Source organism: Thioalkalivibrio sp. ALR17-21 (assembly GCF_000420185.1).
Lineage (GTDB): Bacteria > Pseudomonadota > Gammaproteobacteria > Ectothiorhodospirales > Ectothiorhodospiraceae > Thioalkalivibrio > Thioalkalivibrio halophilus.
Map to the genome: position 1 here is coordinate 37,938 of NZ_ATUL01000007.1, position 21,520 is coordinate 59,457.

A 21,520-nucleotide genomic window follows, 5' to 3' on the forward strand; every position below is an offset into this window, starting at 1 on the left:
CACCGCATGTCCGAAGAACTGCGCAACCCCCTGAATCCCGGCCGCCTTCCCCGCTCCGGGTTCGAGACCTGGACCGGCCTGGGCCCCAGTGCCAGCACGCTGGCACTGGCGCAGGCCGCCGGGGATTTCCCGCACCCGCTGCTGGTGATCACGGAATCCAACGAGGCCGCGGACCAGTGGGAGGAAGAGTGGTCGTTCTTCACCGCCGGGCAGGACATCCCCCTGCTGCGCCTGCCCGACTGGGAGACCCTGCCGTTCGACGTGTTCTCGCCCCACGAGGACATCATCTCCGAACGGCTGCGCACCCTGTACCGCCTGCCCGGACTGGAGCGCGGCATCATCCTGATGCCGGTGGCCACCCTGATGCAGCGCCTGCCCCCGCGCCAGTGGCTGGCGGAACAGGGCATCGCGCTGCACAAGGGTCAGCGTCTCGACCGCATGCAGCTGCGCGAGGACCTCGTTCAGGCGGGCTACAACCCGGTACAGCAGGTGATCGGCCACGGCGAATTCGCGGTACGCGGGGAGATCCTGGATCTGTTCCCGATGGGCGCGGAACAGCCGGTGCGCATCGAGTTCCTCGACGACGAGATCGACTCGCTGCGCCATTTCGACCCGGAATCCCAGCGCTCCACCGAGACCACCGAGCGCCTCGAGATCCTGCCCAGCCACGAATTTCCGCTGCATGAAGAGGCGATCCGGGAATTTCGCAGCCGCTACCGCACCCGTTTCGAAGGTGATCCCGGCAGCCACCCGATCTATCGCGACATCTCGGAAGGACTTGTGCCGCCGGGCATCGAATCCTACCTGCCGCTGTTCTTCGAAGCGCTGGATACGGTGTTCGACTACTGCCCGCAGGCCCGCGTGGTGCAGGTGGGCGACATCGCCACCGCAGCCGCGCAGTTCGCCGACGAGGTCTTCCAGCGCTATGACCAGCTGCGTCATCAGGTGGACCGGCCCCTGCTCCCTCCGGACGAGCTGTATCTCAACCCCGAGGCGCTGGCCGGGGCACTGGGGGACACGTCCGGGCTCGCCCTGGGAGCCAACCCCGCTCCCCTGCCCGCCGGGCGCGGGCGCGAGGTGGGCTTCCGGTGCGAAGATCCGCCCGACATGGCCCTGGAACCCGCGAAGGACGAACCGGCCGCCCGACTGCAGAGCGTGATGGCGCAGCGCCCGCGCTTGCTGGTAACGACCGAATCGGCGGGCCGCCGCGAGGCCCTTCTGACCTTACTGCGGGAACATGGCCTGGAGCACCACGCGGTAGAGGGCTGGGAGGGTTTCCGCGCGGCCGAACCGGGCCTGCACGTGACCGTGGGCACCCTGGCCGAAGGGTTCCGCCTGCCGGATGACCTGATTGTCGTCCCGGAGTCGGCCCTGATGGGCGAGCGGGCGCGCCAGACCCGGCGACGCGCCCGTCCCACCCGCGACGCGGACGCGGTGATCCAGAACCTCTCCGACCTGACCATTGGCGCCCCGGTGGTGCACGAGGAACAGGGCGTGGGCCGTTATCTGGGCTTGCAAACCATGGAGATCAACGGCCAGCCCTCCGAATTCCTCACCCTCGAGTATGCCGATGGCGCGCGGCTGTACGTGCCGGTCTCCTCGCTGCACCTGATCAGCCGTTACGCCGGGGCCGATGCCGAGCACGCCCCGCTGCACCGCCTCGGCAGCGAGCAGTGGAGCAAGGCCCGGCGCAAGGCTGCGGAGAAGGCGCGTGACGTGGCCGCGGAGCTGCTGGATATCCATGCCCGCCGGGCCGCAACGCAGGGCACGGTGTTCGAGACCGAGACCCCCGAATATCACGCCTTCGCCGCCGGTTTCCCGTTCGAGGAGACCCTCGACCAGCAGCAGGCGATCGATGCGGTGCTGTCCGACATGGCTGCGGATCAACCGATGGACCGGGTGATCTGCGGCGACGTGGGCTTCGGCAAGACCGAAGTGGCGATGCGCGCCGCCTTCGTCGCGGTGCAGAACCACAAGCAGGTGGTGGTGCTGGTGCCCACCACCCTGCTCGCGCAGCAGCATCACCAGAACTTCATCGACCGCTTCGCCGACTGGCCGGTGCAGATCGAATCGCTGTCGCGGTTCCGCTCGGCCAAACAGCAGGAAGCCGTGCTCGAGGGCCTGCGCGAAGGGAAGGTCGACATCGTGATCGGCACTCACAAGCTGCTGCAGAAGGATCTGAAGATCGAGAACCTCGGGCTGGTGATCGTCGACGAGGAACAGCGCTTCGGCGTGCGCCACAAGGAGGCCCTGAAGAAGCTGCGCGCGCAGGTGGACATGCTGACCATGACCGCCACGCCGATACCGCGCACGCTCAACATGGCGCTGGCCGGCCTGCGCGATCTGTCGGTCATCACCACCCCGCCGCGCGAGCGCCTGGCGGTGAAGACCTTCGTCAACGAATGGAACGACGCGGTCATCCAGGAGGCCTGCCTGCGCGAGATCCGGCGCGGCGGACAGGTGTACTTCGTACACAACGAGGTCAACACCATCGACAAGACCGCTGCGCAGGTGCGCGAACTGCTGCCCGGGGCGCGGGTCGGCGTGGCGCATGGCCAGATGCGCGAGAGCGAGCTGGAACAGGTGATGCTCGACTTCTATCACCGTCGCTACAACATCCTGGTCTGCTCCACCATCATCGAGACCGGGATCGACGTGCCCACCGCCAACACCATCGTGATGAACCGCGCCGACAAGCTGGGTCTGGCGCAGATGCACCAGCTGCGCGGCCGCGTCGGCCGCTCGCATCACCGCGCCTACGCCTATCTCCTGACCCCGCCGTGGAAGAGCCTCACCGCGGACGCGAAGAAGCGTCTGGAGGCGATCGCCTCGCTGGAAGACCTGGGAGTCGGCTTTACGCTTGCCTCCCACGACCTCGAGATCCGCGGTGCCGGCGAGCTGCTGGGTGACGAGCAGAGCGGGCAGATCACCGAGGTCGGCTTCAACATGTACAACGACCTCCTCAACCGCGCGGTGAGCGCCCTGCGCTCCGGCAAGATGCCCGAGCTGGAGGCCCCCGAGCCCGCCGGCACCGAGGTCGAGCTGGGAATGCCGGCGCTGCTGCCGGACGAATACGTCCCCGACGTGCACACCCGCCTGATCCTGTACAAGCGCATCAGCAACGCCGATTCCGAGGAAGCCCTGCGCGATCTGGAAGTGGAGCTGGTCGACCGCTTCGGTCTGCTGCCGGATGCCGCGCGCACCCTGTTCGCTGCGGCGCAGCTGCGCCTGCGGCTGACCCCTCTGGGCATCCGCAAGCTGGAGATGGGGCCGGCCGGCGGTCGCCTGGTCTTTGGAACGGATCCCGATCTGGACATCGGCGCCCTGGTGGAACTGGTGCAGTCGGACCCGCAGGGGTATCGTCTGGACGGACAGAAGGCCTTCCACTTCCATGGCAGCATGGAGACGCTGGAAGCCCGAACCGAGGCGGTGCACCGCCTTTTGAACACCATCAGCCGCAACCAGGAGGCGGCCTGAATGTCACGCAAACATCGCGAGTCCCCGTCGACCGACGTCCGGTCCGGTCCGCACAGCCCCGGTCGGCGCCGGCTGCTGGGCGCGCTGGTGGCCCTGCCCTGGCTGGTGCCCGCCGCTCCGGCGCTGGCCCAGGTCGGGCGTGAGTACCGCATCGAGCTGGTGATCTTCCAGCACCTGACCGAAGAAAGCCGCCGGTTGCTGGAAACGACGGGGGCCGCGTTGCAGCCGTCGCCCGGCTCCGGCCCGATCGGCGAAGGGACCTACCGGCGTTCGCGCCGGGGCTTCGACCTTGGCCATGTGGTCCGGCGCATCGAGGACGATCGCGACAGCCGCCTGATTGCCACCCTCGCGTGGGACCAGCGCGGCCGGGACCATGCCTCCACGCCGTGGCTGACGGTAAGTGAGGGACGCTCGCTCGACCGCCGCACGCCGCTGTACGACGATCGTGGTCCGGTCTCACCGATCCTGCAGGAACCGGCAGAGGAACGTCACGAACTGGAAGGCCGCCTGCGGGTCTGGGTCGGTCGTTTCCTGCATCTGGAGACCGACCTGATCTTCCATGACGCGACCGCCGGGGATGGCGCCATTGCCGTCCGGGGGCATCAGCGGATGAACTCGGGCGACGACCTGTTCTATCTTGATCACCCGGTCGTCGGCATGATCGCGCGCGTCACGCGCATCGACACCAGCGACTGAGGCGCGCGCCCGCCGGACATGGAGTCCGCGGGGCGGCCCAGCCCCTGGCCGGTTCCGGCTCACCGGCTCATCGCCACTGAGGCGTGGATTCCAGATTCAGCACCTGCTGCATCACCACTGTGCCCAGGTCCTCCAGGAACAGCTGGATGGGCGTGCGGCGCGGACGGAATTCCACCATTTCCTCGATTCCGATCACGTCGCGAGCCACGCTGCGCGGATTGCCGAGACCGTCGGTCAGCCCGAGCTCCACGGACCGTTCGCCGGTCCAGGTGAGCCCGTTGAAAATATCGGCGTCTTCGTCCAGACGTTCGCCGCGTCCGGCACGGACCACATCAATGAACTGCTGATGGACGTCCGTGATCAGGCCTTCCATGTGATCCACATGGTCCGGCTCCAGCGGCAGGAACGGGTCGAGGAAGGCCTTGTTCTCGCCCGCGGTGAACAGCCGGCGCTCGACACCGATGTTGTCGATCAGGTCCACCACGCCAAAGCTGTCCAGACGCACGCCGATGGAGCCCACCAGGCTGGCGCGGTCGGCGTAGATCTCGTCGGCCGCTACCGCGATGTAATACGCGCCCGAAGCCCCGATGTCCCCGATCACCGCGTACAGGGGGATGTCTTCGTGTTCCTCCTTCAGGCGCAGCAGTTCGTCGTGGATGATCCCGGCCTGCACCGGACTGCCGCCACCGGAGTTGATGCGCAGCATCACCGCCTGCGTGCCGTCATCCTCGAACGCCCGCTTGAGCGTCCGGGTAAGGTCCTCCGCATTGGCGCGGGCCGAGGCCGCGATCATGCCGTCCACGTCCACCACGGCCACGTGTTCCGAGGGTTTCCTGTCGGTTTCGAACCAGCTGTCGAAGCCGTCGCCCCGCACCAGGATCAGCAGGGCGAACAGATAGGCGAACAGCAGGATCTTGAAAAAGATGCCCCAACGGCGCGCGCGGCGCTGTTCGATGACCTGCGCCTGGACCAGGTTCTCCAGGGTTTCACGTTCCCAGCCCGGCTTGTCGTCTTTCGACCATCCCATCTCGTTCGTCCTCTTCTAGCCGCGGTCCGTCACGGTTCCATCAGTCGGCGGTGCAGCGCGGGAATGTCCGGCACCAGCGCCGCCGGTTCCTCGGCGGCGAGGCGCGCATCCGAGTGGGCCCCGTGGGTGATCCCCACTGCCCGTACCCCGGCCGCCCGCGCCATCTGCAGATCGTAGATGCTGTCGCCCACCATCAGCGCCCGCTCGCGGGCGACCCCGGTACGCCGCAACAGGTCCTCCAGCATCGCGGGGCCGGGCTTGGACGGCTGCTCGTCACTGGTCACGGTGGCCACGAAGCGGGGGCCCAGTCCACTGGCCGCCAGCGTCCGGTCGAGCCCGGCGCGGGATTTGCTCGTGGCCACCGCCAGCAGGATCTCGCGCCGGTCCAGGTCCTCCAGCAGCGCCTCCACGCCGGCGTAAAGCGGCTCGTCCGGGGCATCCGTGGCCTCCAGGTAACACTGGCGGTAGCTCGCGGCGAACGCCTGTATCCCGGCATCGTCCAGTTCGGGATGGAGCTGACGTACCGCCGCCTGCACCCCCAGCCCGATGATGCCACGCAGCGCGCTTTCCTCGCGCTCGGGAAGGCCGTGCTCGCGGGCCGCGCGGCGCAGGCAATGGATGATGCGCCGCGGCGAGTCCATCAGCGTCCCGTCCCAGTCGAAGACCACCAGGCGGAGCTCCCCGGTGTCGGGCGGAAGCAATGCCACCTGCGTATCCGTGCCCGTTGCCTTCATGTCGTCGTGTCCGCCGTGTCCAGATTTTCCAGCACCTGCTGCAGTTCGTCCGGCATGGGAGCGGAAAAGATCCGCTCCTCGCCCCTTCCGTCCTCGAAGCGCAGCGCCTGGGCATGCAGGAACAGGCGTTCGAGGCCCAGCTGACGCAGCCTGCGATTGGCATCCGGCAGGCCGTACTCATGATCGCCCGCGACCGGATGACCGATCTCGCGGCCATGCACCCGGATCTGGTGGGTCCGTCCGGTGCCGATGCGGACCTCGGCCAGCTGAAAGGCGCCATGGGCTTCCAGCGGCATGAACACACTGTTCGCCGCGCGCTGGCGTCCGCCGGTGTCGCCCGCCGCGGACATGCGACGGCGCCCGTCGTCGCCGCGATCCGCGCCCAGCGGGGCATCGCAATGGATGGGCTGATCATCTTTCCAGCGGCCGACCAGCAACGCCAGGTAACGCTTGTCCACGCGCCCGTCGCGCAGGGCTTCGTGCAGGGCCTGCAGCGGCTCGCGCCCCTTGGCCAGCACCAGACACCCGGAGGTCTCGCGGTCCAGGCGGTGACCCAGTTCCAGCGACGCATCCGGCCGCAACACCCGCATCGCCTCGATGATCCCGAAGGGCAGACCGCTGCCCCCGTGCACCGCCAGACCCGAGGGCTTGTCCAGCACCAGGTAGTCGTCGTCCTCGAACAGGATCGCCCCGCGCAGGCGTTCCAGCACCTTCGGCGGCACATCCGGGGTCCCGGTCTCCTGCGGACGCTCGAGGTCCGGCACGCGGACCTTCGAGCCCGTGGCCAGGCGCTGGCGCGCGCTGACCCGCCGGCCGTCCACGCGGATGGCCCCCTTGCGGATCAGCCGGTAGAGCAGACTCCGCGGCACGCCCTTGAGTTCGCGCAACAGGAAATTGTCGAGACGCTGGCCGTCGGCGCGCTCGCCCACCACCAGCTCGCGGGGGCCGGAAGCGCCGGCGTCGGAAGATCGGGATTTCATGCGCGGAATGCTACCGCAGTCCCCTGCCCGCGGCCATGCGCGCCGTGCTTGCCGACGCCGCGACGATCTCACCCGGGGAACAGAACGGATCCTGCCGTCCGTCATCATAAAGTAGCAAAAAACTTGCCGCGGCAGGGCCTTGTATCCTACATTGCCCGCTGGCGGTACCCCGTTTCGGGCGTACGCCGCCACGAATCATCCACCGCTCCGGCCCGCGCCTCAGGCGCCGGGGCCGGACGGCCCTCGCCAAGAGCGAACGCGTGACACTATTTCTTTTAACCCAGTCCTGCTTCCCCGGTCGCTGTCCAGAAGGACGGCTGATCCCGTGGCTGCTGGTGAATACCTGGCTGGCGCGCTGGCTCACGCTACGCGCCGCCCCTGCGCGCACTCTTTCAGCACAGCATCCGTGCCGCACGGTCACCGCCCGCCCGACCGGCCCTGCCGGGGAGCAGCGGGACGCCCCAACGAGTCCATCGCATGAAACGCATCCTGATCAACGCAACGCAGCCGGAAGAGCTGCGCGTCGCCATGGTCGACGGCCAGCGGCTGTACGACCTCGACATCGAACTTCCCTCGCGCGAGCGCAAGAAAGCCAACATCTACAAGGCGAAGATCACCCGCGTCGAGCCCAGCCTCGAAGCGGCCTTCGTCAACTTCGGGGCTGACCGCCACGGCTTCCTGCCGTTCAAGGAAATCGCCCATTCGGCGGTGGGAGCACCGGCCGACAGCGACAAGCCCGTCCGCGAGTTCCTGAAGGAAGGCCTGGAGATCCTGGTCCAGGTCGAAAAGGAAGAGCGTGGCACCAAGGGTGCGGCGCTCACGACCTTCATCAGCCTGGCCGGGCGCTACCTGGTCCTGATGCCCAACAACCCGAAGGCCGGCGGCGTCTCGCGCCGTATCGAGGGCGAGGACCGGGCCGAACTGCGCGAGGCCCTGTCGGGCCTGAACATCCCCGAAGAGATGGGCCTGATTGCCCGCACCGCCGGTGTCGGCCGCAGCACCGAAGAGCTCCAGTGGGACCTCGATTACATGACAGCGCTGTGGTCGGCGGTGACCGAGGCCTCGAAAAAGGCCCGGGCCCCTGCCCTGATCCACCAGGAAAGCAACGTCATCATCCGTGCCCTGCGCGACCACATGCGCACCGATGTCGGCGAGGTGATCATCGACGATGACACCATCTACGAACAGGCCGACGAGTTCGTGCGCATGGTCATGCCCAACAGCCTGCGCAAGCTGAAGCACTACACCGACCCGGTCCCGCTGTTCAACCGCTACCAGATCGAAAGCCAGATCGAGAGTGCCTTCGATCGCGAGGTGCAGCTGCCCTCCGGCGGTGCCCTGGTGATCGACCATACCGAGGCGCTGATCTCCATCGACGTCAACTCGGCGCGCTCGACCAAGGGCGGCGACATCGAGGAGACGGCCTTCCACACCAACCTGGAAGCGGCGGAGGAAGTCGCGCGGCAGCTGCGGATCCGTGATCTCGGCGGCCTGATCGTCATCGACTTCATCGACATGAGCGCCAACAAGCATCAGCGCGAGGTCGAGAACCGCCTGCGCGAGGCGCTGGAGATGGACCGCGCGCGCGTTCAGGTCGGCCGCATCAGCCGCTTCGGGCTGCTGGAAATGTCGCGCCAGCGGCTGCGCTCCTCGCTGGGCGAATCCAGTCAGATCACCTGCCCGCGCTGCCACGGCCACGGCCAGATCCGCAGCGTGGAATCCATGGCGCTGTCCATCCTGCGTCTGATGGAGGAGGAAGGCATGAAGGACCGTACGGGCCTGGTCCTGGCCCAGGTCCCGGTGGACGTGGGCACCTTCCTGCTCAACGAGAAGCGCCAGGCCATCGGCGAGATCGAAGAGCGTCATGGGGTCGAGATCAGCATCATCCCCAACCCGCAGTTCTTTACCCCGCATTTCACCGTGCAGCGCGTGCGCGGCGACGAACGCGAGGACGTGGTCAGCGATCGCAGCAGCCACCAGCTGGTGGAGATCGTGGAGGAAGACCCGGACCCGCACCAGGAGCGCCGGCAGAAGCCGGAAAAGCCGCTGGTTCAGGGCGTCAGGGTATCCGCACCACCGCCGGAGTCCCCGGCCGCGCCGCCGACCGGCGCGGCCCCCTCCGCTCCGGCCGGGCCGCCGCCGGAACCGGTGGCCCAGCCTGGCTTCTTCGGACGCATCTGGTCCGCGCTGTTCCCCAACAGCCGTCCCCCGGCCAGCACCGCCGGCACGCCGACCGAAGCCGACACGCCGGTAGAGGGCGAAGCGCGTGGCGGGCGCCGTGGCAAGGGCGGCGAGCGCGGGGCGGATCGCAACCGCAAGTCCGGCGACCGGAGCGGCGACAGCGGTGGTAATGGCAGCCGCCGTTCCCGTGGCGGCAAGGGTGACAAGTCCCGCAAGTCGGACAAACCCGACAAGTCCGGGGAGGAAACGCGCGCCGGCAAGGGTGGCGGCCGGAACGGCGGCAAGCCCGAAGGTGATGACAAGCCGCGCAAGGAGAAGACTGGCGAGGCCGGCGAAGGCAAGGGCAAGTCCGCCGGCGGCGGGCGTTCCGGCAAGGCCGGCGGCGCCGACAAGTCCCGCAAGGGTGAAGACAAAAGCGAAGACAAGACCGCCCCCGAAGGCGCGAATGAAGGCCCGAAGACGGCCGAAACCAGCGCGGATACGCCCGTAGAGGCCACCACACAGGAAGCCGCGGATCGTGCGCCGGAGACCTCCGGTAGCGGCGAGGACAGCGGGGATGACGGCAAGGGGCGGACGCGCAGCCGGCGTTCCCGCCGTGGTGGCCGGCGTCGCGGTGGCCGTTCCCGCAGCGGCGACGCGGCAGCGGACAGCCAGGAGCCCCGTGACGACCAGGACGCCAACGCCACCGACTCCAGCGGCACCGACTCCGGCGAGCCCACGGCCGACAGCAGCGAATCCGAATCGCAGGCCACCACCCCGGTCCGCTCCGACGCCGAACCGGCGCCAGCCGCCGCGCCGGACGCCGAAGCTCCGGAGGCAAGCCCCTCGCAGGAAGACAGCGAGGCGGCATCGGCATCCGGCGGGCGGAAGCCCCGCACCCGCAAGCCGGCGAAAAAGAAGGAATCCGCCGCCAGCGAAGGGGACGCGGACAACCAGGCCCCTGCCGAGGCACAGGCGGAGCAGGCTCCGGAGGCGGCCAGCGATGACACCGGCGAAGACGCGGGTGGAAGCAGCAGCCGTCGGCGGCGTTCCTCCGGCAGCCGCGGACGTTCGCGGGCCGCGCAAAAGGTGGAGGGCGATACGAGTGACGAGGGCAGCGCGGAGCCGGTGACGGAGCCCGCCAGCGACGCGGCTTCCGAAGCCGGATCATCCGACGAATCCCCGGAGGCCAGCACGGCCCCGTCCAGCCGCCGTCGCCGCACGAGCTCGACCCGGTCCCGCAAGAGCGCACCCGCGAGCGAGGCCTCCGACGCCAGCCCGGCGGCGGACGCCGGGGACAGCAAGCCCGCGGACACCGGCGGCGAGACGGACGCAGACGGTTCCGGGTCGAAGAAGGACTGAGGGCCGGTTCCATGAATCCCGCCCCCGCAGGCACGCACCTGTGGAGGCGGGATTCCCGGTCAGCCGGTGGATCCGTTCCGCGGCCGGATGCCGTGCTCGCGTTCGAAGTGCTCGAGCAGGCCGTCCGCGGCCGCCTCGACCAGGTCCATCACATGGACGAAACCCTCCCCTCCACCGTAATACGGGTCCGGGACGTCGGTTTCCGGCCGGTTCACGGCGTACTCGGGGAAGCGTTGCAGGCGGGCGCGCGTATCCTTGCCCTGCAACTGGCGAGCAATCCGCTCGTTCGCCTCGTCCATTACCAGGATGTAGTCGAATTCATCGAAGTCTTCGCGCTCCAGCTGGCGCGCGCGCAGGTGGCTGATGTCGTAGCCGCGGCCCCGGGCTTCATCGCGCGCCCGGGGATCCGGCCCGGAGCCGATGTGATAGCCATGGGTCCCGGCGGAATCGACTTCGATCACGTTCTCCAGCCCGCGCTCGCGCAGGCGCTGTTCGAGTACGCCATGTGCCATCGGCGAACGACAGATGTTACCCATGCAGACCATGAGTACACGCAGCTTGGACATGTGTTGTTTCCTCTGTTGATGAATAAATGACTCGACGCGGCAGGAGCCTGCCCGGCCGCGGCCCTTGTGACAAGCAGGCATGCTCGTGCCCGAGGTTCCGCCCGAGCCGGGCTTTGTGCCATGCTGATCCGGCATTCCAGCGAGAAGAGCGTTCCCATGGGCGATTTCACCGGCTCGCGTCCTCTGCTACCCCTCCCCGCCTCCGCGGACGGTGCGCGTGCCGGCGGGGTCCGCGATCCGCTGGCCGCCGTTGGACAGCGGATGGAGGTCCGCATGATCGAGCGCCTGGCGGACGGCAACGTCCGGCTGCAAGTGCCCGCCACCGGGGGTGGTAGCGGTGGTAGTGGCGATCGCCCCGGCGTGATGGTCGCTCGGCTGGCCGGCGCGATGTCCGAGGCGCTGGCTGCCCGTGCCGAAAGCGGCCAGCGCCTGATGGCCGAGGTCACGCGCAGCTCGCCCTCGCTGGAAGTGCGGCTCCTGCCGGCCGCGGGTTCACCGGGCATCGGGACCGGGTCGTCGGCGGAGACGGATCGCCTGGGGGCCTTGCTGCGCCGGACCCTGCCCGCGGCGCGCGCCCTGGCGCCAACGCTGCAGGCCCTCTCCGCCGCGGCAACGCCTCCGGACACCCGCGCCGACACGGCCTCGACGCGCATCGACGCCCTGGTGCGCGGTCTCCCCGACGCCTCCGGCCTGACCCGCCCCGAAGGGCTGCAGCAGGCGACGCGTGCCTCCGGGGTGTGGCTGGAGTCCATGCTGGCCCAGTCCGGCACACCGGGCAGCGCGGGCCCGAACGTGTCGGGCGACCTCAAGGCCCGGCTGCTGCGGGCGGCCGACGCCCTGCGGCAGATGCCCGGTACCGGCCCGGGCGGCGGTGCCGGGTCGGCCCCCGCGGGCGGGACGGGCCCGCTGCTGGAGGGCATGCTGGCTCGCCTCGCCAGTCTCCAGCTGCAGGCCACCGGCGACGGAGCGGATCCTCAGCGCTGGCTGTTCGAACTGCCGTTTCGCACCCCGCAGGGGGTACAGGGCCTGCATGGCGAGATCGAACGACACGCCGGCGAGCACGACGGGGCCACCGAAGGCGACTGGCGCTGTCACCTGACCCTCGATCTGCCGGCCCTGGGTCCGACCCTCATCGTGCTGCATTCACGGGCCGGACAACTGCACGTACATTTTACCGCCGAACGTGCGGAGACCGTGGAACGCCTGCAGGCCGGCCAGGGGTCCCTGCGCGACAACCTGGTCGCGCGCGACCTGGAACCGGCGAGTCTTGCGGTGCGCCAGGGCGACGTGGATACCGATCCGCAGGCTTGGCCGGACCGGGCGCACGGCATGCTGGACGAACAAGCATGACCCGTGGCCGCGACAGGCGAACGGGCGGGGCCACGGGGGCACCGGGGCATGACCGGGCCGTCGCCCTGGAGTGGGATCGCCGGCAGGCACCGCGCATCACCGCGTCGGGCGCCGGAGTGACCGCCGAGGAGATCCTCCGGATCGCCGAGGAACACGATATCCCGCTGCATCATGACACCGCCCTGACCGAAGCCCTGGCCCAGGTGCCGCTGGGCGAGGAGATCCCCGAGGAGCTTTACGTTGCCGTGGCGGAGGTACTGGCCTTCGTGTTCCTGCTGGCGGGGATCACGCCGGAGGACCTCGGACGATCCTGATCAGCCCCCGTCAGTCGTCGTCACGCGCGCTCCCGGCACCGTGCAGGCTGTAGATCAGGTCCAGTTCCGCGGCGGTCAGGCTGCAGAGCCGGCGGACTTCCTCGCGCGGATAACCCTCGCGGACCAGCTGGATGGCTTTCTCGTACGACCCCTGGTCCGGGTCACGCGCACGCAGCTCGGTGTGCTGGTCGTGCAGGCGTTCCAGCGCCCGCTGTACCGAAGCCTGCGCCTGACCGTGATTGATTACCCCCTCGGACAGGACCTTCATCGCCCCCTGCAGGGCCATCAGGGAGGTCGCCTGGCGCTGGTAGTCCTGCCGCAGAGCCGTGAGCTGCCGCCGCAGCAGCAGCACCAGCGCAACGGCGAATCCCGCCACGATGGTGGCCAGCAGCGCGATCCCCGCCGCAAGCCAGACCAGTAGATTCTCTCCCATCAACCCGTGCTCCCCGTTGGCTGGCCCGATTGTCGCGTGAAGTCACGGTCCGAGGCCAGTCCGGAGATGCGATGCGACGGCAATCAGGCGTATTCGTCGATCCTCCCGCCCCGGCGCCGTTCGCGTTCGGCCAGGCGTGGCGGTTTTTGCTGGGCCGGGGGGATCCCGGGGCGCAGGATCGGGTCGCGATCATGGTCGTCGCTGAGGGCGTGGCCGGCCACACTGGTGTGCACCGGACGCACGTCGCGAGGTGGCCTGAGGACCGGGTAAAGCGGCCGTACGGAACGGTCGTGCTGGAGCTCGTCCACCATTTTTTCACCTCCCGCACGGTCTGCCCGTGCATCGGTGCGCCGTCCCGCCCGACCGGGCGAAGCCAGCGCCGAGCTACAGCTCCCGCAGCTGCGCCCACTCCTCGTCGGAGAGGAGCTTGTTCAGGTCGACCAGGATGGTCAGACCCGCTTCGGTACTGGTTACGCCCTGGATGAAACGGCTGCTTTCGTCGTTGCCGACCTCCGGCGCCGCCTCCACGCTGTCGGGCGAAATCCGTACCACCTCGGACACCGAATCCACCAGGATCCCCACGTTCTGATCGTCCACGTCGATGATGACGATACGCGAGGCATCGTCCGGCTCGCGATCCTCCAGCCCCATGCGCCGACGCGCATCAATCACCGTGACCACGTTGCCGCGCAGGTTGATGATGCCGAGGATGTAATCCGGTACGCCGGGCACCGGCGCGATATCCGACACCTTCAGCACCTCCTGGACCTGGAGCACGTCGATGGCGTAGGTCTCGTCGGCCAGGCTGAAGGTTACGTACGGAGCGGTATCGGCCTTGGCCATGGATTCAACGTCTTGTGCGCTCATGCTCATCCTCTTGGAGCGGTCGTGTCCGCGGGACGGACACGCAACATGGATTCTTTTTCAATGTAACGGCCGACGTCCCGGCGACTTGAATGCCACCTGCTCCGGCCGGTGGTTCACTCCTGGCCGGACTCCCAGTCCCCGGCCTCGAGACTGCCGTGCAATGCCGTCAGGTCCAGCAGGGTCGCCATCTTCTCCCGATCCACGCCCGCCAGCCACGGCAGCCGGCGCCGTTCGCTGCGCCAGCGCAACTGCTCGGGATCGATCGTGCGGGTCCCGTGGATCGCCCGGCAGGCCAGCGCGAAGCGCGAGTTCGCGAGGAACACCACCTGACGCGCGGTGTCCGGTTCGTACTCCCGGTCCGACGGCGTCACGATGGCGGCCAGGTCGATCAACTGCACCCGCCCCTGCTTGCTGTCCGCGATCCCCAGATACCAGGGGGAATGCGCCGGCGTCGGGCGGATGTTCAACTTATCCAGCGGCGTCACGCCTCCGAGGTCCACCAGGGGTGCCAGCAGGGTCAGGGGCCCGGCTTCGATCACCAGGGCCGAAAACGGCTTTTCCGGCCGGGGATACGTCGGACCCACGGGAGTTTCCGGCGGCGGTGCGGCGGGGCCGGAAACCGGCGCCAGTTCGCTCGCCGGAACCTCCACCGGGGTGTCTACCGGCTCCAGGATGTCGTCGCGCATCAGGCTGCGCGGACCCGGCGGCGCCTCCGCCACCCGAGTACGGGGGTTCTGCGCGGATCGTTCCTCCTTCTGCTCGGCGGGGGCCGGCTCCGGCGCATCCAGCAGGTCGCCGAAGTAGTCCTCGAGGGCCTGCGGCTCGGCGAGCAGCGGCCCGTTCTGTTGCCGGTGACGGCTCATTTTGCCTGTCTCCTCTCCCCATGGGTCCGGGGCAGCCGTCCGCCGATGGTTTCCAGCAGGTCGGCATAGGCCAGCACGCCGCGGGCATCCGGGATCATGAAGCACAGCGGCTGTCCTGCGCTGGAGGCATCACGGAACTTGGTATCCACCGGAATCACTCCGGACCAGACCTCGTCGCCGTACTGCCGCCGCAACTCGGCCAGCGCCTCGTGCGCCGCGCGGGTTCGCCGGTCGAACAGGGTCGGGATGATGCGGTAGTTCAGCTGTGCCTTGCGCGATTTCTGGACCATCGTCAGGGTGTTGATCATGCGCTCCAGCCCCTTCAGGGCGAGGAATTCCGTCTGTACCGGGACCAGCAGTTCGTCGCAGGCCGCCAGGGCGTTCACCATCAGCACGCCCAGCATCGGCGGGCAGTCCATCAGGACATAGTCGTAGTCGTCCTGCACGCCCTCCAGGGCATGGCGCAGCACCAGCCCCATGCCGCCCCGCGTACCGAGCTGACGGTCAAGCGTCGCCAGCGCGGTACTCGCGGTCAGCAGATCCAGTCCCGGGAACGGTGTCTCGCGTATCAGCCCGGCCGGGTCCGGACGCTCGCCTTCCACCGCCTGATTGAACAGTTCGTACACGCCACGCGTCGCGGTCTCGGGGTCGTGTCCGAAATACGCGGTGAGCGAGCCGTGAGGGTCCATGTCCACCAGCAGCACACGCTGGTCCGGACCGGACAGCAGTCCGCCCAGGGTCACCGTCGTGGTGGTCTTGCCCACCCCGCCCTTCTGGTTGGCCACTGCCCAGATCTTCATGCGACGTCCTCTCGTGGCTACGGCGACGGCAATTCGTCGCGCAGCTGTTCCGGTTCCCGTTGTCCGTCTTCGCGCGGGGGCGCCCCGGGCAGCACCACGATCGCCACCCGGCGGTTTTCCGCCCGCCCGGCCGCGGTCTCGTTGTCCGCCACCGGTCGATATTCCCCGTGCCCGAGCGCCACCATGTCGGCCGGGTCCATGCCCTGTTGTTCGAACATCCTGACCACTGTGGCCGCCCGCGCGGCGGACAGTTCCCAGTTGGAAGGATAGACCGCGGTGGTAATCGGCACATTGTCGGTATGCCCCTCGACGTGAATGCGCGCCGCGCGCGGCGCCAGCACCCCCGCGATATCTTCCAGCACGGGCTCCGCGTCCGGGTTCAGGGTGGCCTCGGCGCTGGGGAACAGCAGCTGGCTGGTGATCTCGATCTCCAGCCAGTACGTGTCCCGCGTCACGTCCACCTGCCCGTCCTCGATCATCGGTGCCATCGCCGATTCGATCTCGGCGGCCACCTCGGCGATCTCGTCCAGCAGGCCCTGCAGGTCTTCATCGCCGCGTTCCTCGAACAGCCCCGAGGCCGCCCGGTCCAGCGCTTGCGGGCCGTCATCCAGCAGCCCCGGCCGGATGTCGATGGGCGCCAGCGAACGCGGTACGTCCGCGTCCGACGGTGGCGCGACCACACCGGGATCGCCGACCTGGATCGGCTCCAGCTGCCCCGGGGTGCCGAAGGCTTCCACCAGCGAGTCGGACAACACCCGGTACTTGCCCTCGTCGACCGAGGAGATCGCATACATCACCACGAAAAACGCGAGCAGCAGCGTCACAAGATCGCCGTAGGGGATTGCCCAGGCTTCGTGGTTGGCTTCCTCCTCCTGATGTTTGCGCCGGGCCATGTTCGTCCTACCCGTGCACGTAGCCGCCGAGCTTGCTCTCGATATTGCGCGGGTTCTCTCCCTCCGCGATCGCGATCAGACCCTCCATCAGCATCTCCTGATGACGGGAGCGCTCCTGCACCAGTGCCTTCAGCTTGTTTGCCACCGGCAGAAACAGCAGATTCGCCGAAGCGATCCCGTAGACCGTGGCCACGAACGCGGCCGCGATCCCGGCGCCCAGGCGATCCGGATCGGTCAGGTTCTGCATTACCGCCATCAGCCCCATGACCGCGCCCACGATGCCGAGCGTGGGCGCATACACCCCCATGCTCTCGAAGACCTTGGCGCCTTGCAGATCGAAGGCCTCGCGGTTGTCCACGTCGGATTCCAGGATCTGCCGGATCACCTGCGGTTCGGATCCGTCCACCAGCAGCTGCAGCCCCTTGCGGGCGAACGGGTCGCGTTCCTCTTCGGCTACGCTCTCCAGTCCGAGAAGTCCTTCCTTGCGCGCGATGTTCGACCATTCCACCACGCGGCGAATCATCGCAGCGTTGTCGATCGCCGGCGGACGAAAGACCCACGGCAGCATCTTCATGCCGTGCATGAAGACTCCCAGGCGCGCCTGCACCAGCGTCGCGCCGAGGGTTCCCAGCACCACGATGATGAACGCCGCGGCATTCCACAGCGCACCGATCCCGCTACCCTTGGCGATGCTGCCGCCCAGCACCGCAACGAGCCCCAGGAGAATCCCGATGAGGCTCAGGATATCCACGTCAGCAGAACCCCTTGACCAGTGCCGGCCCGATCTCCTGCAACGGATACACGTGGTCCGTCAATCCGGCCTCCGCGACGGCCGCCGGCATGCCGTACACCACCGAGGTCGCCGCATCCTGTGACCACACCTGGGCCCCGCAACCCTTCAGCGCGCGCACGCCCTCGCGGCCGTCCGCCCCCATGCCGGTCAGGATGACGGCCAGGACCTGGCCGCGCAGCGCATCGACGGCCGATTCGAAGGCCGCGTCCACGCTCGGCTTGTAGATGGTGCCCGCCGGACTCTCGGTCACCCGCACGCGGGTCTGGGAACCGCGTTCCAGCGTCAGCTGCTGGCCACCGGGGGCCAGCAGAGCCGTGCCCGGACGCAGGAAGTCGCCGTCCACCGCCTGCTTGATGCGGATCGGGCAGATCGCGTCCAGCCGCTCGGCGAACGCCGGGGTGAAGCTTGCCGGCATGTGCTGGACCAGCACCACCGGGAGCGGGAAGTTCGCCGGCAGGTGCTTGAGCACCTCCTGCAACGCCACCGGGCCGCCGGTGGAGGTCCCGATCAGTACCGCGCGCAGGGAACTGAGCGGTGCCGGCGGACGGGCCACCGGCGGCTTGGGCGTCTCGCGCGCGGTTTCGCTCGCCTTGCGGTCCGCCGCCTGCCGGCGTTCCGACACGGGTGCCTCGGTTTTCGGCCGGTCCCCTCCCGGCGCACTGGAGGAACGAGCGCGGCTGCGCGCCAGACTGCGGACCCGCCGGCGCAGCAGGGCACGCGCACTGTCTTCGTCCCCGGCCATGTCGGAGAAGCGTTTGGGCAGAAAGTCAACCGCCCCGGCCTCCAGCGCGTCCAGGGTCGCCTGGGCACCCTCGGTGGTCAGGCTGGAGAACATCAGGATCGGTCGCGGATGGTCCGCCATGATCTTGCGGACCGCCGTGATGCCGTCCATCACCGGCATCTCGATGTCCATGGTCACGACATCCGGGTCCAGTTCCTTCACGGCGTCGACCGCCTTCTGGCCATCCTCGGCCGTGCCCACGACCTCGATCCCGATATCCGCGTTCAGGATCTCCGCAATCCGGCGTCGGAAAAACCCGGAATCATCCACCACCAGAACCTTGACCGGCATCCTCAGCCCTCAGCTCGTCGGGCGGCCCGGCGCGCGCGCCCTCTGCCCGGTACCTGATTCACCAGCAGGGTGACCAGGTCCGAGACATCCAGAATGAGTGCAATGCCACCATCGCCGGTAATGGTAGCGCCCGCCAGGCCCTTGACCCCCTGAAGATTCTGGCCCAGAGGCTTGATGACAACTTCTTCCTGCCCCACCAGACCGTCGACCACCAGGCCGACCTTGCGGTCGGCCGCATGGACCACGACCACATGGGCGTTCTCGCGGGGTTCCGGTTCCACGCCGGGCTTCGCCCAGCGCGACAGATAATGGATCGGCAGGGTCTGGTTGCGCACCACAATGACTTCCTGCTCGTCCACGTAATGGGTCTGGGTGAGGTCCAGATCGAGGATCTCGGAGACCGCCGCCAGCGGGATCGCGAAACGGCGTTCGCCCAGGATCACCATCAGCGCCGGCAGGATCGCCAGGGTCAGCGGCAGCTTCACCCGCAACGTCGTGCCGACGCCGACCTCCGATTCGATCTCCACGGTGCCGTTGAGCTGGTTCAGGCTGGTCTTGACCACGTCCATGCCCACGCCCCGGCCGGAGACATCCGAGATCTCGGCCTTGGTCGAAAAGCCGGCCATGAAGATCACGTTGAAGGCCTCGCGGTCGGTCATGCGCTCGGCCATCGCGGGCTCCATCAGCTCCTTTTCCACCGCCTTGCGGCGTAGCGCATCCGGATCCATGCCACGTCCGTCGTCCTTGATGATCAGGGCGATATGGTCGCCCTCCTGGGCGGCCCCGAGGACCACCGTGCCGCGCCGCGGCTTGCCGGCTGCCTCGCGCTCGTCGGGCATCTCGATCCCGTGGTCCACCGCATTGCGCACCAGATGCACCATCGGGTCCGACAGGGCCTCGACCAGGTTCTTGTCGAGGTCGGTCTCCTCGCCAAAGATCTCCAGATCGATTTCCTTGCCCAGATTCCGGGAGAGATCGCGGATCACGCGAGGGAAACGGTTGAAGACCTTCTTCACCGGCTGCATGCGGGTCTTCATTACCGAGGCCTGGAGGTCGGAGGTCACCAGCGCCAGCGAACTGATCGCCTTGCCCAGTTCATCGTCCACGTGCTCGGAGCGCAGCATGCTCAGCCGGTTGCGCACCAGCACCAGCTCGCCCACAAGATTCATGATCTCGTCGAGGCGCTCGGTATCCACGCGCACCGAAGTCTCGCCCTGATTTCCGCCACCGCCCTGGCCGCCGCCCCCGGCACCCCCGCCGGAAGCACCGCCGCGCCCACCGCCGGACGTGGGCGCCGGACCGGAACTTTCCGCCTTCTGTTCCTTCCCGCCCGTGCCTCCGGGCGAGGCTGCCGCCGGCTCTGCGGCAGGCGCGGTGTCCGCGTGTTCGGTGCCGCCGGCCCCGGCGGCGGACGCCGAACCTTCCGGAACCGGTTCCGCAGCGGCGGACGGGCCCGGCTCGGCCGGTTCGGCCGGCGTGGTGGGTGGGCCGGCTCCTTTCGCCTGCAGTTCGTCGAGCAGGCTCTCGAACTCATCGTCGGTGATCTCGTCGTCGCCACCACCCGCGTCACCGCCATCCGTGGCCGCGACATCCGGGGCCGACTCCGCTGCCGTGCCCGGATCCACCGGTTTCGGTGGCTGGTCTCCGTGCAGGCTGTCCAGCAGGGCCTCGAACTCGTCGTCGGTGATCTCGTCCCCGGCACCCACGCGGACTTCGTCGTCGCCCGGCGCGTCATCCGCTGCCGGCGCCGGCTCGGCCGCTTCCTTCAGCGCCTCCTCCGGCCAGTCGTCGGCCGATCCCGGTGCTGCCTCCCCGGCCGGAGCCGCGTCCGGCGTTTCTTCCGCGACCGGGGCGGCTTCGTCCCCGCCGCCGGCGGCGGGGACCGTTTCGTTGCGCGCCATGCTTCGCAGGGTGTCGACCAGATCTTCGGGCGCCGGCGTCGGCTCCTGGCCGTCGCGCAGCTCGCCGAACATCACGTTGAGCGAGTCCAGGACCCGCAGCATCGTGTCCATCAGATGACCGTCCACCTGACGTTCGTGATTGCGCAACAGGTTGAAGACGTCTTCGGCGTTGTGGCAGACCGTCACCAGCGGGTCCAGCCCGAGAAAACCGGCCCCGCCCTTGATGGTATGGAAACTGCGGAAGACCGCATTCAGCAGATCGGTATCGTCCGGATGCTGTTCCAGGTCGATCAGCTGTTCGTTCAGGCCTTCCAGCAGCTCCCCCGCCTCGATCAGGAAGTCCTGGAGGATTTCGTCGTTGGGGTCGATGGCCATGCGGTCTCTCCGTTCCGGTGACTCGAATCGTCGGCAGATGGCTGCCGGTGCAAGGGGATCCCGGGACGGACCCTAGAACCCCAGGCTCGACAGCAGATCGTCCACCTCGTCCTGTCCTTGAACGACATCCGTGCCGGAATCTTGAGTGTGGGGCACCGCGGGTCCATGCCCGCGGCGGTCCTCCTCGCGTGCGGTTTCTTCCGCCTCCGGGGCCTGTTCGGCCGCCGCCCGGGCATCCTTCTCCAGGCGCCCGGAAGACAGGCGGATCAGCGAGACCAGGCTTTCCTCCAGGTCCGTGACCAGACGGATGACCCGCCGGATCACCTGCCCGGTGAGATCCTGGTAGCTCTGTGCCATCAGGACCTGCGACAGCAACCGGCGCAGTTCTTCGGTGTCCTTGCCGGTCTGTTCGAAAAACGCATCGAGTTCGCGCGCGAACTCGCGGAATTCCTCCACCGACAGTTCGCGGTTGCGGAACCGGGTCCATTTCTCGGTGAGTTCCGCGGCACGCCCGGCGAACGCCTCGGCAATCGGCAGGGACGATTCCACCGCATTCAGGGTTTCGTGCGTGGCCTGTTCGGTCTGGGTCACCACGTAACTCAGACGCTCGCGTGCATCCGGAATCTCGTCCTGCGCCAGCTCGACCAGACGCGAATCGCCCCGGAAGCTCTCCAGGGCCTCGTGCAGTTCGCGGGTCAGTTTGCCCAGTTCGTCGAACAGTTCGCGCTCGTAAGGCCGCGCGAGCTCCTGGATCAGGCGGCGCGAAGCCTCCTCGTCACCGCCTTCCAGAGCGCCCACCAGCTCCCGCGCCAGCGCGAGCCGGTCTTCCCCGGAGGCATTCTCTTGTTCGGTCATCG

At 68.3% G+C, this 21,520-nt stretch carries 19 protein-coding genes; 5 read left to right on the forward strand and 14 right to left on the reverse strand.

Annotation, left to right across the window (positions count from 1 at the left end; translation table 11 throughout):
* The first annotated feature begins 6 nt into the window (after window positions 1-6).
* Together mfd and G020_RS0105345 are read left to right on the forward strand one after the other, a co-directional pair.
* Window positions 7-3,477 carry a transcription-repair coupling factor gene (gene mfd / locus G020_RS0105340; protein ID WP_024328891.1) on the forward strand — a complete coding sequence of 1,157 codons (3,471 nt, stop codon included), beginning with the start codon at window positions 7-9 and terminating at the stop codon, window positions 3,475-3,477.
* The gene (locus G020_RS0105345) at window positions 3,478-4,173 is read left to right on the forward strand and encodes a CsiV family protein (protein WP_024328892.1); all 696 of its coding nucleotides are present in this window, start codon (window positions 3,478-3,480) and stop codon (window positions 4,171-4,173) included.
* A gap of 67 nt (window positions 4,174-4,240) precedes the next feature.
* On the opposite strand, the gene G020_RS0105350 is transcribed toward G020_RS0105345, so the two are convergent.
* Genes G020_RS0105350 through G020_RS0105360 form a run of 3 tightly spaced genes read right to left on the reverse strand, consistent with a single transcriptional unit; the run spans window position 4,241 to window position 6,914 of the window.
* Window positions 4,241-5,200, reverse strand: a complete 960-nt coding sequence (locus tag G020_RS0105350; protein WP_018945962.1) for a S49 family peptidase — start codon at window positions 5,198-5,200, stop codon at window positions 4,241-4,243.
* 29 nt (window positions 5,201-5,229) lie between these two features.
* Window positions 5,230-5,934 carry an HAD family hydrolase gene (locus G020_RS0105355; protein ID WP_018945961.1) on the reverse strand — a complete coding sequence of 235 codons (705 nt, stop codon included), beginning with the start codon at window positions 5,932-5,934 and terminating at the stop codon, window positions 5,230-5,232.
* On the reverse strand, window positions 5,931-6,914 hold the full coding sequence (locus G020_RS0105360) for an RluA family pseudouridine synthase (protein WP_018945960.1): 984 nt from the start codon (window positions 6,912-6,914) through the stop codon (window positions 5,931-5,933). Before G020_RS0105360 ends, G020_RS0105355 begins: the two co-directional genes overlap by 4 nt.
* Before the next feature lie 477 nt (window positions 6,915-7,391).
* Between G020_RS0105360 and G020_RS0105365 the strand changes: the two genes are divergently transcribed.
* On the forward strand, window positions 7,392-10,436 hold the full coding sequence (locus G020_RS0105365; RefSeq protein WP_024328893.1) for an Rne/Rng family ribonuclease: 3,045 nt from the start codon (window positions 7,392-7,394) through the stop codon (window positions 10,434-10,436).
* Window positions 10,437-10,495: 59 nt separating this feature from the next.
* Here the strand turns inward: G020_RS0105365 and G020_RS0105370 are convergent, their stop codons facing one another.
* Window positions 10,496-11,002 (reverse strand): low molecular weight protein-tyrosine-phosphatase, encoded by a 507-nt coding sequence (locus G020_RS0105370; protein ID WP_024328894.1) that lies wholly within the window; start codon window positions 11,000-11,002, stop codon window positions 10,496-10,498.
* Between the two features lie 156 nt (window positions 11,003-11,158).
* On the opposite strand from G020_RS0105370, the gene G020_RS0105375 reads away from it, so the two are divergent.
* Together G020_RS0105375 and G020_RS0105380 are read left to right on the forward strand one after the other, a co-directional pair.
* Window positions 11,159-12,352: a flagellar hook-length control protein FliK gene (locus G020_RS0105375; protein ID WP_024328895.1), complete on the forward strand. Its 1,194-nt coding sequence runs from the start codon at window positions 11,159-11,161 to the stop codon at window positions 12,350-12,352.
* Complete coding sequence (locus G020_RS0105380) at window positions 12,349-12,666, forward strand: EscU/YscU/HrcU family type III secretion system export apparatus switch protein (RefSeq protein ID WP_018945956.1); 318 nt, start codon at window positions 12,349-12,351, stop codon at window positions 12,664-12,666. The genes G020_RS0105375 and G020_RS0105380 overlap by 4 nt, the downstream gene beginning before the upstream one ends.
* A 10-nt stretch (window positions 12,667-12,676) precedes the next feature.
* On the opposite strand, the gene G020_RS0105385 is transcribed toward G020_RS0105380, so the two are convergent.
* The 10 genes from G020_RS0105385 to G020_RS0105430 form a co-directional block, all read right to left on the reverse strand.
* The gene (locus G020_RS0105385; RefSeq protein WP_018869463.1) at window positions 12,677-13,099 is read right to left on the reverse strand and encodes a DUF2802 domain-containing protein; all 423 of its coding nucleotides are present in this window, start codon (window positions 13,097-13,099) and stop codon (window positions 12,677-12,679) included.
* An 83-nt stretch (window positions 13,100-13,182) separates the two neighbouring features.
* On the reverse strand, window positions 13,183-13,410 hold the full coding sequence (locus G020_RS0105390; protein ID WP_018869464.1) for a hypothetical protein: 228 nt from the start codon (window positions 13,408-13,410) through the stop codon (window positions 13,183-13,185).
* 73 nt (window positions 13,411-13,483) lie between these two features.
* Entirely contained in the window at window positions 13,484-13,942 is a 459-nt protein-coding gene (locus tag G020_RS0105395; protein ID WP_018869465.1) for a chemotaxis protein CheW, read from the reverse strand.
* Window positions 13,943-14,079: 137 nt separating this feature from the next.
* Window positions 14,080-14,829 carry a chemotaxis protein CheW gene (locus G020_RS0105400; protein ID WP_024328897.1) on the reverse strand — a complete coding sequence of 250 codons (750 nt, stop codon included), beginning with the start codon at window positions 14,827-14,829 and terminating at the stop codon, window positions 14,080-14,082.
* Window positions 14,826-15,629 (reverse strand): ParA family protein, encoded by an 804-nt coding sequence (locus G020_RS0105405; RefSeq protein ID WP_018869467.1) that lies wholly within the window; start codon window positions 15,627-15,629, stop codon window positions 14,826-14,828. Before G020_RS0105405 ends, G020_RS0105400 begins: the two co-directional genes overlap by 4 nt.
* A gap of 17 nt (window positions 15,630-15,646) precedes the next feature.
* On the reverse strand, window positions 15,647-16,522 hold the full coding sequence (gene motD, locus G020_RS0105410; RefSeq protein WP_024328898.1) for a flagellar motor protein MotD: 876 nt from the start codon (window positions 16,520-16,522) through the stop codon (window positions 15,647-15,649).
* A gap of 7 nt (window positions 16,523-16,529) precedes the next feature.
* Window positions 16,530-17,273, reverse strand: coding sequence for a flagellar motor protein (locus G020_RS0105415; RefSeq protein WP_018945953.1), 744 nt, complete (start codon window positions 17,271-17,273; stop codon window positions 16,530-16,532).
* Between the two features lies 1 nt (window position 17,274).
* Window positions 17,275-18,387, reverse strand: coding sequence for a chemotaxis response regulator protein-glutamate methylesterase (locus G020_RS0105420; RefSeq protein ID WP_018945952.1), 1,113 nt, complete (start codon window positions 18,385-18,387; stop codon window positions 17,275-17,277).
* A 2-nt stretch (window positions 18,388-18,389) separates the two neighbouring features.
* Window positions 18,390-20,663 carry a chemotaxis protein CheA gene (locus G020_RS0105425; RefSeq protein ID WP_024328899.1) on the reverse strand — a complete coding sequence of 758 codons (2,274 nt, stop codon included), beginning with the start codon at window positions 20,661-20,663 and terminating at the stop codon, window positions 18,390-18,392.
* 72 nt (window positions 20,664-20,735) lie between these two features.
* Window positions 20,736-21,518 (reverse strand): protein phosphatase CheZ, encoded by a 783-nt coding sequence (locus G020_RS0105430; protein ID WP_018945950.1) that lies wholly within the window; start codon window positions 21,516-21,518, stop codon window positions 20,736-20,738.
* Between the last annotated feature and the right edge of the window lie 2 nt (window positions 21,519-21,520).

Bases quoted from the DNA above. Each gene is read 5' to 3' on its own strand.
- mfd (WP_024328891.1), top strand. From the start codon at position 7: ATGTCCGAAGAACTGCGCAACCCCCTGAATCCCGGCCGCCTTCCCCGC.
- G020_RS0105345 (WP_024328892.1), top strand. From the start codon at position 3,478: ATGTCACGCAAACATCGCGAGTCCCCGTCGACCGACGTCCGGTCCGGT.
- G020_RS0105350 (WP_018945962.1), bottom strand. From the start codon at position 5,200: ATGGGATGGTCGAAAGACGACAAGCCGGGCTGGGAACGTGAAACCCTG.
- G020_RS0105355 (WP_018945961.1), bottom strand. From the start codon at position 5,934: ATGAAGGCAACGGGCACGGATACGCAGGTGGCATTGCTTCCGCCCGAC.
- G020_RS0105360 (WP_018945960.1), bottom strand. From the start codon at position 6,914: ATGAAATCCCGATCTTCCGACGCCGGCGCTTCCGGCCCCCGCGAGCTG.
- G020_RS0105365 (WP_024328893.1), top strand. From the start codon at position 7,392: ATGAAACGCATCCTGATCAACGCAACGCAGCCGGAAGAGCTGCGCGTC.
- G020_RS0105370 (WP_024328894.1), bottom strand. From the start codon at position 11,002: ATGTCCAAGCTGCGTGTACTCATGGTCTGCATGGGTAACATCTGTCGT.
- G020_RS0105375 (WP_024328895.1), top strand. From the start codon at position 11,159: ATGGGCGATTTCACCGGCTCGCGTCCTCTGCTACCCCTCCCCGCCTCC.
- G020_RS0105380 (WP_018945956.1), top strand. From the start codon at position 12,349: ATGACCCGTGGCCGCGACAGGCGAACGGGCGGGGCCACGGGGGCACCG.
- G020_RS0105385 (WP_018869463.1), bottom strand. From the start codon at position 13,099: ATGGGAGAGAATCTACTGGTCTGGCTTGCGGCGGGGATCGCGCTGCTG.
- G020_RS0105390 (WP_018869464.1), bottom strand. From the start codon at position 13,410: ATGGTGGACGAGCTCCAGCACGACCGTTCCGTACGGCCGCTTTACCCG.
- G020_RS0105395 (WP_018869465.1), bottom strand. From the start codon at position 13,942: ATGGCCAAGGCCGATACCGCTCCGTACGTAACCTTCAGCCTGGCCGAC.
- G020_RS0105400 (WP_024328897.1), bottom strand. From the start codon at position 14,829: ATGAGCCGTCACCGGCAACAGAACGGGCCGCTGCTCGCCGAGCCGCAG.
- G020_RS0105405 (WP_018869467.1), bottom strand. From the start codon at position 15,629: ATGAAGATCTGGGCAGTGGCCAACCAGAAGGGCGGGGTGGGCAAGACC.
- motD (WP_024328898.1), bottom strand. From the start codon at position 16,522: ATGGCCCGGCGCAAACATCAGGAGGAGGAAGCCAACCACGAAGCCTGG.
- G020_RS0105420 (WP_018945952.1), bottom strand. From the start codon at position 18,387: ATGCCGGTCAAGGTTCTGGTGGTGGATGATTCCGGGTTTTTCCGACGC.
- G020_RS0105425 (WP_024328899.1), bottom strand. From the start codon at position 20,663: ATGGCCATCGACCCCAACGACGAAATCCTCCAGGACTTCCTGATCGAG.
- G020_RS0105430 (WP_018945950.1), bottom strand. From the start codon at position 21,518: ATGACCGAACAAGAGAATGCCTCCGGGGAAGACCGGCTCGCGCTGGCG.